Source organism: Microcoleus sp. K1-B1, from assembly GCF_036704705.1.
Taxonomy (GTDB): Bacteria; Cyanobacteriota; Cyanobacteriia; order Cyanobacteriales; family Microcoleaceae; genus Microcoleus.
The window spans coordinates 1-15070 of the sequence record NZ_JAUBSH010000060.1 but is presented as its reverse complement, the minus strand read 5'-3'; the positions used below and the strand labels follow the sequence as shown (position 1 = coordinate 15070).

The window sequence follows — 15070 nt, the reverse complement described above, 5'->3', positions numbered from 1 at the left end:
CAGGAAAGGTCGCCCGTTTCTTTTTCGTACACTTTTTGTTATTTACCTCCAGGCAAGCAGCTCTATGGCCGGTGATTACTATGAAATATTAGGCGTTTCTCGCAGCGCAGACAAAGAAGAAATTAAGCGTGCTTACCGCCGCCTAGCTCGCAAGTACCATCCAGATGTCAACAAAGAATCCGGTGCTGAGGAGCGGTTTAAAGAAATTAACCGCGCCTACGAGGTACTCTCAGAACCAGAAACCCGCGCCCGTTTCGACCGTTTCGGCGAAGCAGGAGTCAGCGGTGCAGGCGCACCAGGGTTCCAAGACTTTGGTGACAGCTTTGCCGATATTTTTGAAAGCTTCTTTCAGGGTTTTCAGGGAGGTGTCGGCCAACAACAGCAAGGTCGCAGGCGCAGCGGGCCGGTGCGCGGAGACGATTTGCGCCTGGATTTGCGACTGGATTTTCGGGAAGCAGTGTTTGGTGGCGAAAAAGAACTTCGCATCAAGCATTTAGAAACCTGCGAAACTTGCACCGGGACTGGCGCGAAACCGGGAACCAGACCCCAAACTTGCTCGACTTGTACCGGCAGTGGTCAAGTCCGACGCGCTACCCGCACTCCTTTCGGCAGCTTTACTCAAGTTTCAGTTTGCCCCACTTGCAACGGCACCGGGCAAGTGATTGAGGATAAGTGCGAAACTTGCGGCGGCCGGGGCCAGAAAGAAGTGATGAAAAAGCTGAAAATCACAATTCCGGCTGGGGTTGACAACGGTACTCGCTTGCGCGTTTCCAATGAAGGGGATGCCGGCAAACTGGGCGGGCCGCCCGGGGATCTTTACGTGTTCTTGGCGGTGAATGAAGACCCGCTATTTAAGCGGGACGGCACTAACGTTAGCTCGGAAGTTAAGATTAGTTATTTGCAAGCAATTTTAGGGTGCCGGTTGGAAGTGGAAACCGTAGACGGGCCGACGGAATTGTTGATTCCTAGCGGAACTCAGGCAAATACTGTTTTGACTTTGGAGAAAAAAGGGGTGCCTCGGTTGGGAAATCCAGTAAGTCGCGGCGATCATTTGATTACGGTGTCTATTGACATTCCAACTAAGGTGACGGCTGAGGAACGGGAATTGCTGATGCAGCTTGCTAAGCTGAAGGGCGATCGTACCGGTAAAGGCGGCTTGGAAGGATTTCTGGGCAATTTGTTTCAGAAATAAGCAATTTTTGACACCCAGGGGTGTCAAATTTTCCTATTTCAGGATTCCCCGGCAATTTGTTTTAGTATCTGTCAAAAAATTGTGTGCAATTGCTCACAAAAATCTCAGGTGGGACGCTTCCTGGGCATTGCGTTTCAGCAGCGCTCAAAAAAGTGAGCGCAATTGCGCTCACTTTTTTCAGAAAGAATAATAGTCTGTGTGCAATGGGACACAAAATTTGAGATTTTCCAGTTTCCAGGCAACTTGTTTAAAAAACTAAGGCTTTCAGGATTTGAGATTGCCAAAAACATTATGAATTCAACATCGAAAATTGAAAATCCCAAATCCCCAGATGCCAAAATCGATCTGCGTGGTACTCCGTGTCCTCTGAATTTTGTCCGCACTAAACTGCGCTTGGAGCAAATGGCACCGGGTGCTGTTTTGGAGGTGTGGCTGGATGCTGGGGAGCCGATCGAACAAGTGCCCGATAGTCTCAAAATGGAAGGCTACCAGATTCTGGAAACGCAATTTGTCGCGGATCAGCCGGAGTCGGGCTATTTTTCCATGAAAGTGCAGCGCCCAGAAGACAAGGAAGCAGGATGAGCCTGAATTCGCCCTCGATCGTCGGTACTGTAATTGCTGTTCAGGCAAACTTCTACCAAGTGAGGTTAGATCCCGAAGTCTCGATTGACGGGAAAAAGGCTCCCCTTGCTGATTCTCCGATTCTCCTGTGCACTCGTCGCACTCGACTGAAAAAAATTGGCCAACAGGTGATGGTGGGCGATCGCGTGGTGGTAGACGAACCGGACTGGACTGACCGCCGGGGTGCAATTTCTGAAGTCTTCCCGCGCCAAACAGAACTCAACCGCCCGCCTGTAGCTAATGCCGATCGCATTCTCCTTGTTTTTGCCCTTGCTGAACCAGACTTAGATCCCGCATCATTAACTCGGTTTTTAGTCAAGGCCGAATCTACAGGTTTAGAGGTGAGTTTGTGCCTGAACAAATGCGATTTGGTCACGCCCGATGAGTTAGAACAGTGGCGCGATCGGCTTTCAGGCTGGGGCTACGAACCAATGTTTATTAGCGTCCGCAGCGGTGCAGGAGTTCAGGAAACCCCCGCTAAGGGTCAAAATCAAATTTTTGCCTCGGAGCCAGCTTTCCATGACTTAGTGGAAAAAAGAGAGCCATCTCGACTGATTTCTGAGGATGACCCCCCATTCCCCAATTCGGTGAAGCCGTTACACTCGTTAAACCCCGTACATAGGCCGTTGCCGAACTTGCTTCTAGACCACCTGCAAGGAAAAATAACGGTAATTTGTGGCCCTTCTGGGGTTGGCAAGTCCAGCTTAATCAACCAACTGATCCCGGCCCTGAATCTGCGAGTGAACGCTGTTTCCGGCAAACTCGGCCGCGGGCGCCACACGACTCGCCACGTCGAACTATTTGAACTTCCCGGCGGCGGACTTTTGGCCGATACTCCGGGCTTTAATCAGCCGGCTCTCGAATGCGATCCCTCAGAGTTAGCGGAATATTTCCCAGAAGCGCGCCAGAGGCTGGCTTTGGGTAGCTGCCAGTTTAGCGACTGTTCGCACCGAGACGAGCCTAACTGTGTGGTGCGGGGCTCTTGGGAGCGCTACGAGTATTACTTGCAGTTTCTCGAAGAGGCGATCGTCCGCGAACAAGCTCTGCAAAACTCCAGCAGCGCCGAATCGAGTTTGAAGCAGCAAACCAAGTCGGATGGTACGCAGCATTACGAACCGAAGTTGCAAACTAAAAAATATCGCCGCTCTTCCCGCCGCCTTCAACACCAGTCACTCCAAGATATGTGTCAAGACTTAGAGGAATTGTGAGGAAGTCGCCGCCCATCGCCCGTAGGCACTAGAAAACAGTACCAAGACTTACCCAGAAACCGGGTTTCCTCGACGAAAATACTTGGTTGCACCCCAAGGCCCCGTTCGGAAAACCGGCGTTCTTTAGTCGCGAGTGGGTAAGTCCTGAGTACATTAATAGCTAAAATTAAATGGCCTTAGATTTGTTAAAAAAAGTAGAACAGAAGCAAAAGTTAGCGGGTACTGCAGGAGCAAAAATATTGTGAATATTCAAGAACTGTTTCAAAAAGGCGGCCCCGCCATGTGGCCCCTGTTGCTGTTATCGATTCTATCTTTGAGTACCATTATCGAGCGCTTGTGGTTTTGGGCCAGCCTCCTGAGCAAAGAAAAGCAGATAGTGAACCGCATTCTGGAAGCGGCTCGCAGCGATTGGGGGGCGGCTAACGAGATTGCCAGACAAGCTAACCGACAGCCGATCGGGCGATTTCTTTCTGCACCTCTGCGGCTCTACAATCCCGAACCAGATTTATTTCGACTCGCACTGGAAGCAGCAGCCGATGAAGAGTTGGCTTCGATGCGCCGCGGCGACAAAATCTTAGAAGCTACGATCGCCCTGGCGCCTTTGCTGGGCTTGCTGGGAACTGTTTTGGGCTTGATTAACTCGCTCAGTTCCATCCGTCTGGGCGACATCGGCACGGCGGCAACAACTGGCGTAACTTTGGGGATTAGCGAGGCGCTGATCACGACTGCTAGTGGGATGGTAGTAGCAATTTTTACCTTGGTGTTTTATCGGATATTTCAAGCTTTTTTGTTCAACCAGGCAAAAATATTTCGCAAAGCGGGAAATGAACTGGAATTGCTTTACAGGCAATACTGGCCTGCTGCTAATGCTAAGGGTCGAGCACCCGGTGCAGAATACAGCAATTCTTCTTTTGGTTCCGATGGTTTGAACAGGCGTTCTCTCAATTCTCAAGAACCGGGAGAACGGAATCGGGAGCCGAAATTGAAAGGTTCCGATCCGGCTGAAGATTCACCTTCTAATAATTAAAACTCCTGAGAACTGATGAAGATTAATCTAGATACTCCTGCTGAAGAGGCTCGGATTGAACTGGTGCCTTTAATTGACGTGATCTTTTGCATTCTGACGTTTTTTCTCCTGGCGGCTTTGCAACTGACTCGCCAGCAAGCCATTAATGTCGATTTGCCTAAAGCGAAGACTGGACAAACGCAGATGCGAGAGATGCTGATTGTCAGCATTGATGATTTCGGGCAAACTTATATCGACCAATTGCCTGTTAATTACCAACAGCTCGATCGAGTTTTAAAGAGTTTCCAAAGCCAAAACCCTGCGGGGTTGATGGTGCTGTACGCTCCTCAAAATGCGAGATATGCCAAAGTTGTCGAGGTTTTAGACAAATTGAGAGAGGTAGGGGGCGATAGAGTTGCCCTGGCAACTCTTCCTAGTTCGGCTCCCTCCCCATTGCCCAATACCTCGCTTCCCAATTCTGGCATTCCTGCGGCACCTGCGATCGGCAATTCCGGTCAACCCCTGCCGTCTCCTGTGCCTCCGGGGCAGCAACAGTTCAACCCCAATCAGTTTCAATCCCCTCTCCCCGCTCCCGGGCAGCAGCAGTTCAATCCCAATCAGTTTCAATCTCCTCTCCCCGCTCCACAGCAGCCTAGTAACTTTGGGGCGAATCAGGGCCTTCCTCCTGTTTCGCCTGCACCCGCTGCTCCCAATTTCAGACCCGGAATCGCCACTCCACCGCAGGATGGCGGGCCCTCGAATTAGTCAGAAGGAAGAAGGTTCGGCAACGAGCAGTGTACAAGATGTAACGGATGTAACGGATGTCAGTCCGATGGAAGTCGGAAGAAGGGAGAAGGAAGAAGGGAGAACAGAGAAATAGAAATTTTCCCAATCTCCTCATCTCCCGCTCTCCCGCTCTTCCGCTCTCCTCATCTCCCCCTTTCCTCATCTCCCCCTCTCCTCATCTCCCCCTCTCCTCATCTCCTCATCTTTCAATCTCCCCCTTTCCCCATCTCCCCATCTCCCCCTCTCCCGCTCTCCCCCTCTCCTCATCTCCCCCTCTTCTCCTCTCGCCTTCTCCTCCTCGCCGAGAGAATCTCCGCCGGATTTGGTATAAAGGGCTTCAATTCTTTTGGTTCGTACTGAGCCTTTTTTCTCTTGACAAGTAGATACACTTGTATATGCCTGCGGAAGGAACTTTTGCAGGCATCTCGCCATCTCTATCGCTAAGTAAGCTATTTCTTATGGCAGATGGTAATTTTGTCAAATAATTGTTACCTTTTGTAATATAGACTAAAGCCAGATGGGCAATCGGGCATCCCGAAACCAACTGTCGATCGCTGAAACAACATACAAATCTGGTTAATCCAGGTGTTCACTTTTAAGTCACCTTTACTTACAGAGGAGTCAAAGTCATGAGCCAACCAGCAGAATTGTCTTTGGAACAGCAATTTAGCCTGTGTTCCTTCAAAACACAGGTAAGTGACATGAGCCGCGAACAAGCTCAGGAGTTTTTGGTCAAGCTTTACGAGCAAATGATGCTACGAGAAACCATGTACCGCCATTTTCTGAAACACCACTGGGGTTTAGAACCTAACCCAGGTGTTGAGTAACCAAGAGTCGCAGTCGGCGACCTCCGTCTCTTACTCACTTCCATCAGGCGGAAAGGAGTTGGGGGTGATGGGGCGTCACTCGAAGGCAGAAGTTAGAAGACCTGTATCGAGACTTGAGGAAAATTGGACAGTTTCTTTGTGGATTTCACTCGAATTGGGGAGTCGAACTCAGCAGTTTGTCGATCGACACCACTGGAGAGTGCAAAGATAATTTATCGCGCCTCAACTCGAAAATTGCACAACTATTCATAATAAGTAAGTGTTAATTTTTTAACCACTTAAAATTTTTAACAATTCAATATATTTTTGTTTATTTGCAGCGGATGAGGTTTGACAACAATGGCGCTAGTCGGACATCTGAGCGCGACCTCCGACTAGCAAAACCTTCAATTTTCACATCAAACCCTAGAAGTGGCAAATGTGGACTCTAGAAAGAGTTATTCCCCCTGACGTTCGAGAGTTGCTTCCATTGTACTCGTCAAGTAATGACCAGACATGATGCCGCTAGATTGGTAGTAGCGGTTGTCATCAACCCGGTGAAGGGTATCAAAACCCGTCCGCCGCTGGCGTTCGTCTCCCAATACCCAGTAACGCTGGACGATCGACTGGGGAGCAATCCAACCTTCCCCCTCGACGCGGGCGAGTTCACTGTGTTGGAGTACAAAAGTATACTGCCGTTCATCGCTGTTGAGGTGTCCTCGGTACTGCAAAATAATCTCTTCGCGATCGCCTCCAGGAAATACGAGCTTTGTCACCATACTGAACCAATCTGTTCGGTTCCAGCTCACTAAAGTTTTGCCCTTAACCGTAATTGGCACGCCATTGCGCTCAATCCAGCTTCCTTCGAGCGTCCATTGGCCAGATTCCATTAAAAACGTGTGAGCCACAGTGCTGTTCCTATGCTTTTCCTGCTGGCTACAATGCTGGTGCAACAACGCACAGCCGTTGTCCCTCAGACTCTATGCTATCACGCCCAACTGTGCCAACAAGAGTTAATTTCTCCTAAAAGTACCGATGTCCGGGCACCAGTAACTTGAGGCAGATTGCCGGGAATGCCCCGAACCCGCCATGCGGCTAAAACCGCGAAAGCGATCGCCTCTTTAAAATCTACATTTAAGCCTGCCTCAGAAGTAGTCAACACTTGCACTGGATGCAATTGAGATTGCAATCGGCGTTTTAAGTAGAGATTGTGGCTGCCGCCCCCGCATAGTAAAACTCGATCGGGCATAGCCGGTAAAAAAGTTTGGTAACTGTGAACGATCGAGGCAACAGTCAGTTCTGTCAGAGTAGCCAGCACGTCAGCAGGACTGAGGTTGTAACCTTCGGCCTCGACCAAACACCTGTCAAAATAGTCTACACCAAATAGCTCTCGCCCCGTTGATTTCGGCGGTGCTTGGCGGAAGAACTCTGAGCCGAGCCAATCCTCGACTAAAGCTTGACAGGGAGTGCCCGATGCCGCCCAAGCTCCACCTTCATCGATCGTCTTAGTGCCGCCTGAGAAGTGCTGTACTGCCAAATCTAACAGGGAATTCGCTGGGCCTGTATCCCAGCCCGATATGCCATCCCCAAGACTGAAAATTTCAGACTCGTCATTTTTCCCCCCTTTTCCCCTGGCCGGAAGATAGGTAACATTGCCAATTCCGCCCAAATTTTGGATGCAGAGGCTGATGTTGGGTTCCGCCAGCAGGCAGGCATCAACTATTGGCACTAAGGGTGCTCCTTGACCCCCGGCAGCAATGTCTGCCGATCGAAAGTTACTCACAGTAGTAATTCCTGTCAATTCCGCAATTAGCGCGCCCCGCCCGAGTTGCAAGCTGTAGCCCATTAATGCACCGGCGCTGTCTTTCTGGGCTTTCTCAGCAGGTCGGTGGTAGACGGTTTGACCGTGAGAGCCGATTAATTCGGCTTTATCATATTCTGCTTGAATTGTCAATGCCGCCGTCGCAAATTCTTGGGCGATGGCATCATCTAATTCCGCTAGTTCAGCCATTGACAAAGCTGATCCACTGCAAACCGAGAGAATTTGCGATCGCAAATTAGCAGGATAAGGGAAAGTCTTGCCGGCCACCAATTGCACTTGCAAGTCTGTTTGGGAACCGACCACATCCACCAAAGCAGCATCAATGCCATCCACCGACGTGCCGCTGATCAAACCGATAACGCGGGTCATTCAATTTTAGATTTTAGATTTTAGATTTTTCGATTTTAGATAGTCGGGTGCGATCGGGCTATGAATATTATTTGAGGTCGATCGTTACGATCACCACAGTAATATTATCGCGTCCACCTTTATCCTTAGCTGCTTGAATTAAAGCATTTGCAGCGCCCTCGCAGGCGCGAATCGACTTCAGAGGCGAAGCTATCAAAGGATCGGAAAGTTCTTCAGTCAAGCCATCGCTGCAGAGCAGCAAGCGATCCCCAGGCTGCACGTCCACCGGCAAAATATCTATCTCCCGCAAATCATCGCGGCCCAAACACTGGGACAAAACGTGACGCCAAGGATGAGTGCGAGCTTGGTCAGGAGTTAGGGCCTTTCTTTTCACAGCCTGAGCCACCCAAGTCTGGTCTTCAGTAATCTGTTCCAAGCGAGAGCCGTGCAGTCGGTACAAGCGAGAGTCCCCGATATTAGCGCACCAGGGTCGGCCCTCATCCCTAAACATGAGAACCACAGCCGTAGTTCCCATATCAGCACGCTCCGGGTGGTCGAGCTGATCCGTCAAAATTGCTTGATTGGCAATTAAAAAAGCCTTTTCCAACAACAGCGGAGAATCCTCTGGCCCTTCCCAATGTTCGAGCAAATAAGATTGAATCGCCTGAGTCGCAATCCGGCTGGCTTCTTGACCTCCGGCGTGTCCTCCCATTCCGTCGGCCACTATGAAAAATCGCCCGTCAGAGTCTATGTAGTACGAATCCTGATTTACGGAACGAACTAGCCCTGTGTCTGTCTTACCTGCGAAAGAGCGTTTCATAGATTGGGTGATTGGACTCATCGAACTTGAAAGCTTGATTTAATGGGGTGCGATTTTTTATTCCAAAACTTAAATCCCGAACAAACTTGAAATTCTGCAGCCCGCGATCGCGAGTTTTGGAAAAATTGCACTTCCTTGACCTCATATTGTAGATCGTATGATGGTAATCCCATCTTAAAATTTTGGTAAATCCAGTAAATTCAGCAGCACCTGCAAAAAAAAACTGGATTTTACCCAAAATTAGAAGTTTGGCTGGCGAGAAATCTAGGCAGCAACCGGGTTTTTAGCCTCAAAGGGCCTAAATGTTGTAAATTTCAGCAATCTGTGGTCAGCCAGCCAAAACTTAACATTCGATGTCAAATTTTGGCTGGCGAGAAATCTCAAACCTGAAATTTCAAATCGCAAATTGCACAATTATGACATCCTGTCTAAACGATCGATCCGCTTGAACAAACGCAGCATAGCAAACCCTGCACCCGCCGCCAGCACGGCAACAGCGACCGCCGGCCAGACTTGATTGCTAACAAACAAAATTGTCGCCGACAAAGTAAAAGCACTCATCAGCAAAGCATAATTCGTGCCCATTTGAGCACTGCTCATGCGGCGCAGCAAGCGCTCTGTTTCGGCAGAACGGACGCGAATCCGCAAATCTCCCTGTTCGAGTTTGTCAATAGTCTCCTCAATCCGGCGGGGCAAACCCAAAGCACTCGAACTCACCTGAGCTGCCTGACGGCCGATTTCGTTAAAAATGCTGCTACTTGTATCATGGCCATTTCCATTAGTCATAAGCTGCATGGCAAAAGGTTGTGCCACCTCCATAAAGTTGAACTCGGGATCTAAACCTCGGCCCACCCCTTCGATGGTGGAAAAAGCTCGCATTACAAAAGTAAAAGTAGCTGGGAAGCGAAAAGGTTGGTTGTAGGCAATATCGTAAAGGTCGTCGGTAATCGCGCTCACAGACTGATTTTCAAAAGGCTTGTCCATGAAGTTGTCCAGCATATACTGGATGCTGCGGCGCACCGGACTCATATCACCCGTAGGCACCAAAGCTCCCAAATTGATCAGAGAATCCATAATCCGCTGTCCATCCTTGGAAGCAATGCCGTAGAGCGTCTCCATCAGTCCTTCGCGGACGTTCGACTGGATTTGCCCCATCATGCCAAAATCATAGAAAATCAGACAACCGTCAGCACTAACAGCGATGTTGCCGGGGTGTGGGTCAGCGTGGAAAAAACCGTCGTTGAGCAACTGGCGCAAATAAGCTTTTGCCCCCAACTGAGCGATTAATTTACGATCGATACCGGCCGCTTCCAAAGCTTCGTAGTGGCTGATTTTAATCCCCGGCAGGTATTCCAAAGTCAGCACTCGCGGAGCCGCGTACCGCCAATAAACCCTCGGCACCCGCACCCAGTCACAGTTGCTAAAATTGCGGCGAAAAGTATCAGCATTGCGGCCTTCATGGAGATAGTCAATTTCCAGCCACAGAATGCGACAGCATTCCTCATAAATCCCCATCCAATCTCGGCCGCGGCCCCACTTAGGATGGTTTTGAAAGTAGCGGGCAATTCCTTTAAGAATTTGCAAATCGATCTCGAACAGCTTCCGCAGTCCCGGTCGCTGTACCTTGACCACCACTTCCAGGCCCGAATGCAGTTGAGCTTTGTGTACCTGACCCAGACTGGCAGCAGCTAGGGGCACCGGGTCAAAGCTGCGGTAGAGTTCTTGAACTGTCTTGCCCAAATCTTGCTCGACAATTACCTCTAACTGCTCGTAGCTGAAAGCAGGGACTTTATCTTGCAGCTTAGAAAGTTCCTCGACAAACTCTGCAGGGAACAAATCGGCGCGGGTGGAAAATAACTGCCCCACTTTAATGAAAGTGGGCCCCAAATCCAAGAGTGTTTCTCGAACCCAGATAGCTTGAAAGCGCCGTCTGGCAACTTTCTTTTCTTCAGTCACGCCTCCCCAGTAGCTCCAATTTTTGCTGTCGAGCCACAGCGAAGCCAGCCAGAGCAAGACAAAGGCCCAAATGTCGAAGAAGCGCCGCTGCCGGGAGTATTTTTCGCGATTCCAGCGATAAGCTTTACTTTTGTAGGATTTACTAGCAGTTTTTGGCTCATCGGCTTCGCCAGTGTGCTTGGGGGAGCGGTGGCGATTAACAGAGTCATCAAGGAGAGCAGACACTTGGGTTCCCAACTTGCTTATTTTATGTTGTTGCTTTGATTGGAAGTAGGAGCGCAGGAGCGCAAAGCAATGCGCTCACGTAGTAAATAATAGTTGTGGTCGAATCGAGCGCTAGGGCAAACTGCTGCGGTAACGCTGCAATTCCGATCGCACCAGAGCCACTTCGGCGCGCAGCTCGTCAATAGTCGCTTGCAAATCAGCGGGATGGATGTCTTGAATGGTGGTGGTGCTTGCAGTGCCAGTTCTGGTCTGCATCGCCTCCTCCGAAGCTCTATTTGCCCGTTCCACAACTCGATCTGTGAACTGCCGCAGGCGTTCTCTTTGTTCTGCGTCAAATTTGCCGAGTTCAGAGAAAGCGTTGGTTGCTGCGCTTTCTAATTGCTCGTACAGTGCTTCGGCAAGTGCTCTGCCTACAAAAAAAGCATGAACTGGGGGTTTACTCATAAAAAATCTCTGTGCGCTTCCGCAACAAATTATAACTTGCTTGTCCCCGATGATGCTTGCTCCCAAAGGAAGGAAGTTTGGGGGAATTGACACTGGCACCCCATTGTCGGGGATGGGATTGTTGAGAGTTAGAACAGTCTAACGCGCCACAGCTCAGCCCAAAAGCCTCGCTGACACTGGCTCAAATTCGAGGTTGGGGTTGCTTTGTACCAAAATGTTTGCAGCTTGGCAGTATTAATACGCGACATCACACCACCTCAGCGCCGCGCACATATTCTAACATAATTTACATCAAAATAGAAAACAGTCCTGCATTTTTTTGGGGGTATTTGGATTGCAGAGGGAATAGGAAATATTCGATAAACTCAGACGCCGACTGTTGGAATTTTCAGATTCGACCGAAGTTTTTGGAAGATAGTCGTTGGCTAGGTAGGGCCTTATTTTCTCCACTACTGAGCGGATATTTGCTGACTCATAAAACAAGTATTTGTCCGCACTTTGAACCAACAAAAACCATACTAATTTGTCGCAGGTTCGGGAAAAGGCATCGTGGGTTCTGCCACAGGGGGTGGTGAATCAGGTGCGATCGAACTCTCTGAATTGTTGCCACTGCTGCTTGGTATCGCAGGCTCAGGCGATCGCTCGATCGGCGAGGCTATTACTGGCGACGGGGATTCCGACGGCGGCAGGGTTTCAGCGCTAGCACTCCCAGGGGCAGGCGGGGCGGGTGCGGCGGGCGGTTCTGCAGGCAGGGGCGCAACTTCCGGTACCGGTGCGGCTTCTGGTTGGGGATATGGCTCGATTTCGGTTTGAGGCTCTGGAATGGGGGACTCAGAAGGCTCCTCTGCGGGTTCGGGCGTCGGCGATGACTCAGGTTCCGCTTCGGGTTCTGGGGCGGGAGTTTCCTGGCTTGGGGACTCAGAAGGTTCGGCGCTAGTTTCTGAGGGCTCGTCGATCTGTTCGGGAATGTTGCTGGTGTCTAAGGGGGGTTTGGGACGCTTGTTGAGTTCGATCGGGTAGAGAGGGCTGCTTTCTACAGATGGCTGCCCGAACATCGGCCCTGACAAATCGCGGGATTTGAGCAAATCTTCGAGAGATGGGAAGGATTCAATTTTGGGACTATTACTGAGACTGGTGCTGTTGTAGTGCGATGCTAGGTCAAAACCCATCCAGCCTGCAATTGCAGCCGTTACGACAAATGCCACAAAAGTCAACTGCGGCGGGGGAGGTGCGGGCAATCTTAGACTTTGCTTGCCTTTTCTTTTTACTGATACTCGCTCTGTTTCTTGCAGCATGGTGAGCCAATTTTCGACTGTCTGAGGGCGGTTGTGGGGGTCGATTTCGAGTCCTTGAAGAATGGCTCGCTCGATTCCTGGGCTGAGGTTGGGCTGAAATTGCCGTAACTCAGTCAAGGGAATGCGATCGCGCAGGGGTGCTGCTACGGGCGCCACGCCGGAGAGTAAGTAGTAGAGGGTGGCTGCGATCGCGTAGATGTCAGTGGCCGGTGTACATTTACCGTCATAGAGGTATTGTTCGATCGGCGCGTACCCGGGGGAGAGCAAGTTGGTGTGGGTTTGTTTGGTGCCGGCGGTAAAGCCGCGGGGAATTCCGAAATCTATTAACATTACTACGTGAGAATCGGCTCGCCGGATAATATTTTCTGGCTTGATATCTCCGTGCAGCAATCCGCTGTCGTGAACTGTACTTACGGCTGAGGCTATTTGCCGAATATAGTGCAGGGCCTGGGCTTCTGGCAGCGGCTGATCGGTTTCGACTATTTGGGCGAGAGTTTGACCCGGAATGTAGTCCATTGCAATAAAAGACTGTCCGGCTTCTTCAAAAAAGTCAATTACCCTGACTATGTTGGGATGCTGACACCGCGATCGGCGTTGGGCTTCGGCAATAAACTGCTGCTGAAATTGGGCAGATTCTGGGTGTTGGCGCAGACTTTCGTTGAGGGTTTTGAGTACGACGGTTTGGTTTAAATGGGTGTGGATAGCTCGGTAAGTGATGCCGAACCCTCCTATCCCTAAAGTCGCGTTAATTTTGTATTTGCCCTGTTGCAGGACTGTTGCTGGCGCTAAGTTCATCTTCAGTTGATGCCGTTTCCCAAACTATGCTACCGCCTTTGGGTTATTTCGCAGAGTTAGGGGTGAGGTTTGATCGATCGGCGCCCTAGTTTTAGCTTTAGCTCTGCTATATCTTTAATCTTGGCATCCCCACGTCATTTTATCTGTAGCAGGTATTGTCAAACTTAACGCTCCGGCTTTCCAATAATAAAAATCCCGCTCTTGTGGAACGGGAAAGCCATCAGGGTGCATCTATAATATCTGATCTGACTCTAACTTATGGGGGGTACAACCCCTCATTGCTTTAACAAGTCTTTAAAATTAGCCGATTTTTGTAAAAATTTAGGTTTTATGTTGACTTATAATCAATTTTATGACAATGAAGATTGCCGCATCGCGCTGTTGAGCTTGGGAAATTGAGACTCTAAGGTCTGAAGAGACGCTCGATTCTTGAATAGACTAGGGGAGAGAGCAAGAATTGCAATCTGGCTGCGATCACTTCAGTTGAGGCGAACTGGTACATTCCGATGGCGAATATGGTCGGGATTTATAATACGTCGTTTTCCCCTGTTGCTGTCAGAGTCACACCTTACAGACAAGATTACCTTTTTCGCTCAGATGAAGTTCAGGCGAGCGGCATAAAATAACAAAGAGGCATCGTATCGGGCTTAATCTTGAGACTGCACATGGCTCAAACCTTGTAAATAAAAAGGCTGTAAGCATTCTCCCGACATTTGTAGCCCATAGCCATAAATGCTTCAATCGCTGTTCGCGTTACACAGCAAGGCCTGGAGGCAAGCTCAAGTTCTCCGAAGGGGGGAACTTGAGCTTAAGTTGTCACAAATGGGGTATTCCTAGTAACGAGAAGCGATCGATTAGCAATTAGCAGCAATTAATAATTACTTATTCTTTGGTTTGAAAATGTCTGTTAAACAATCACATTACGAGACTTTACTAGCAGAGTACAGCGAATCTTCTGCCGCGATCGCCCTGCTGAAAAAATATCGGGTTTACATGGAAATGATTCCGAGTATCCGCCGCGCCCATGAGAGTTTAATCACAATTCCTTTGCCAATTGCGCGCTTGCGGGACGGGGTTTCGTATGCGGGAAGCAGTGGCACTAGCATATCGCCCGGACAGGCAGTTTGTTTGCCCTGCGATTTGGCGATTTTGATGTGCGATCCTGAATGGAAAGTTAAAATTGGAGTGGAAATTTTGATTTTCATTCATCGTCCGGGCGAAGAGTTTTCTGAGTTGCTTGGCCGCTGGCGGCAGTCTCAGGTTTGGCTGGATAAAGGTTACGAATGGGTGATGCCACACCGCTACAGACATATTTACAGCGATGAAGCTGAGGCTGTTCATCCGCTATTTGTTTTGTTTGAGGAAACGCCGGAACTGATTCAACGGGGTTTGATGGCGGCTGGTTTGCCGTTTGTGATAGAAAGTTTCGACTCTGGGATTGAGGAAGTAGAGGAGGAAGAGTTTCTGGGTAGCGGGGAACTCGGAAGTATTGGTGAAGAGAGTTTTGATTTGTAGGGTAGGTGCGATCGCAGATAAGCTGTTGTGCATTTAATTTGTATGTTGAGGGCGGGATTTCCTGCCCAACCCCTACTCCCCACAAAGGGAAAGATTTATTTTACTATGCAATTTAAATGCGGATTAGCTTAGCCATCCTATTGCTTGAAATAAAGTAAGCTGTCGCGCATTTAAATTGTAGATTGAGGGCGGGCGGGACGCCCAACCCCTACTCCCCACAAGACTTTAAAA

General features: G+C 49.7%; 14 protein-coding genes. 7 read left to right on the top strand and 7 right to left on the bottom strand.

All coding sequences use genetic code 11. The features are described from left to right. Positions 1 to 64: 64 nt before the first annotated feature. From dnaJ to QUA83_RS20160, 5 genes are all read left to right on the top strand, one after another. Positions 65 to 1192, top strand: a complete 1128-nt coding sequence (gene dnaJ / locus QUA83_RS20180; RefSeq protein WP_333042223.1) for a molecular chaperone DnaJ — start codon at positions 65 to 67, stop codon at positions 1190 to 1192. A 291-nt stretch (positions 1193 to 1483) separates the two neighbouring features. Continuing rightward, complete coding sequence (locus QUA83_RS20175; protein WP_333295365.1) at positions 1484 to 1774, top strand: sulfurtransferase TusA family protein; 291 nt, start codon at positions 1484 to 1486, stop codon at positions 1772 to 1774. Further along, positions 1771 to 3021, top strand: a complete 1251-nt coding sequence (gene rsgA / locus QUA83_RS20170; RefSeq protein WP_333295364.1) for a ribosome small subunit-dependent GTPase A — start codon at positions 1771 to 1773, stop codon at positions 3019 to 3021. Before QUA83_RS20175 ends, rsgA begins: the two co-directional genes overlap by 4 nt. A 241-nt stretch (positions 3022 to 3262) precedes the next feature. Beyond that, entirely contained in the window at positions 3263 to 4048 is a 786-nt protein-coding gene (locus QUA83_RS20165) for a MotA/TolQ/ExbB proton channel family protein (protein WP_333295363.1), read from the top strand. Positions 4049 to 4063: 15 nt separating this feature from the next. After that, the gene (locus tag QUA83_RS20160) at positions 4064 to 4792 is read left to right on the top strand and encodes a biopolymer transporter ExbD (RefSeq protein WP_333295361.1); all 729 of its coding nucleotides are present in this window, start codon (positions 4064 to 4066) and stop codon (positions 4790 to 4792) included. A gap of 180 nt (positions 4793 to 4972) precedes the next feature. On the opposite strand, the gene QUA83_RS20155 is transcribed toward QUA83_RS20160, so the two are convergent. Beyond that, positions 4973 to 5245 (bottom strand): hypothetical protein, encoded by a 273-nt coding sequence (locus QUA83_RS20155; RefSeq protein WP_333295360.1) that lies wholly within the window; start codon positions 5243 to 5245, stop codon positions 4973 to 4975. A 197-nt stretch (positions 5246 to 5442) separates the two neighbouring features. On the opposite strand from QUA83_RS20155, the gene QUA83_RS20150 reads away from it, so the two are divergent. Continuing rightward, positions 5443 to 5640 carry an NblA/ycf18 family protein gene (locus QUA83_RS20150; RefSeq protein ID WP_006635253.1) on the top strand — a complete coding sequence of 66 codons (198 nt, stop codon included), beginning with the start codon at positions 5443 to 5445 and terminating at the stop codon, positions 5638 to 5640. Positions 5641 to 6077: 437 nt separating this feature from the next. Here the strand turns inward: QUA83_RS20150 and QUA83_RS20145 are convergent, their stop codons facing one another. From QUA83_RS20145 to QUA83_RS20120, 6 genes are all read right to left on the bottom strand, one after another. Further along, a complete protein-coding gene (locus tag QUA83_RS20145; RefSeq protein WP_445251382.1) occupies positions 6078 to 6509 on the bottom strand; it encodes a hypothetical protein in 432 nt (143 codons plus the stop codon). Between the two features lie 98 nt (positions 6510 to 6607). Further along, entirely contained in the window at positions 6608 to 7810 is a 1203-nt protein-coding gene (locus tag QUA83_RS20140) for an anhydro-N-acetylmuramic acid kinase (RefSeq protein ID WP_333295359.1), read from the bottom strand. Between the two features lie 67 nt (positions 7811 to 7877). After that, entirely contained in the window at positions 7878 to 8609 is a 732-nt protein-coding gene (locus tag QUA83_RS20135; RefSeq protein ID WP_333064224.1) for a PP2C family serine/threonine-protein phosphatase, read from the bottom strand. Positions 8610 to 9023: 414 nt separating this feature from the next. Further along, entirely contained in the window at positions 9024 to 10790 is a 1767-nt protein-coding gene (locus tag QUA83_RS20130; protein WP_333295357.1) for an AarF/ABC1/UbiB kinase family protein, read from the bottom strand. A gap of 111 nt (positions 10791 to 10901) precedes the next feature. Next, positions 10902 to 11234, bottom strand: a complete 333-nt coding sequence (locus QUA83_RS20125) for a DUF6825 family protein (protein ID WP_333295355.1) — start codon at positions 11232 to 11234, stop codon at positions 10902 to 10904. A gap of 518 nt (positions 11235 to 11752) precedes the next feature. Continuing rightward, positions 11753 to 13324 carry a protein kinase domain-containing protein gene (locus tag QUA83_RS20120; RefSeq protein ID WP_333295353.1) on the bottom strand — a complete coding sequence of 524 codons (1572 nt, stop codon included), beginning with the start codon at positions 13322 to 13324 and terminating at the stop codon, positions 11753 to 11755. A gap of 900 nt (positions 13325 to 14224) precedes the next feature. Between QUA83_RS20120 and QUA83_RS20115 the strand changes: the two genes are divergently transcribed. Then, the gene (locus QUA83_RS20115; protein WP_333295352.1) at positions 14225 to 14839 is read left to right on the top strand and encodes a hypothetical protein; all 615 of its coding nucleotides are present in this window, start codon (positions 14225 to 14227) and stop codon (positions 14837 to 14839) included. Positions 14840 to 15070 lie beyond the last annotated feature (231 nt).